Origin of the sequence: Pedobacter sp. ASV12, from assembly GCF_016429155.1 — a bacterium.
Lineage (GTDB): Bacteria > Bacteroidota > Bacteroidia > Sphingobacteriales > Sphingobacteriaceae > Pedobacter.
Window position 1 is genome coordinate 1 of the sequence record NZ_JAELUC010000221.1, and the last position, 679, is coordinate 679.

Genomic DNA, 679 nt, shown 5'->3' on the forward strand with positions numbered 1-679 from the left:
ACCACGACCCGACCCACACATATACATACACATGTCGTGGTTCGTCGGCAGCTCAGATGTGTATAAGAGACAGACCTGGTGCCTTTTATGGGGTTCAGCTTGTTTTATTTGGTTGTAGCGCTTACTACCGATATGAACAACCCTTGGGGAAGCTATGCTTTTACGTTTTACCAAAACTCCTATGGCATCATTATCCTGTCGCTCATTCCTTATAGCGTACATGTGTTGGCCAAAATTTGGAAGTCGAACACCATAAACAAGCCCGATGCCGATATCTTGTTGGTTACCATAGCAGCCTTGTATATCCTGATTGCCATTTTGGTTAGCCTCATGGTTATTGGTTGGGGTATTGCCAAAATAGATATGGGCTTCGACTATCGCTATTTTGCCTATGGCTTATTGGTTTTTATCAATATCGCCATTGGCTGGTATTGGGTGGTGGGCGATAAAAATGCCATCAAGGCAAAACTTCTCGAACTGGAAGACAGCTTGCAGTTTAAAAGCTATAAAAATTCTGCCTTGGCCGATGAGCAAGCCAACGAATACAAGGAACGCATTGTCAATTATTTTGAAGATACCCGTGTTTACCTGGAACCGAGCTTGTCGCTCGATTTTCTGGCGAAGGAATTGGGCATACCCAAACATTACTTTTCGCAGCTGTTCAATGTATACTTAGAAC

Annotated in this window: 1 pseudogene; it reads left to right on the plus strand. The window is 43.4% G+C overall.

The features are described 5' to 3' along the window. Nucleotides 1-87: 87 nt before the first annotated feature. A pseudogene (locus tag JHD69_RS20000) lies at nt 88-679 on the plus strand (hypothetical protein); the annotation flags it as partial.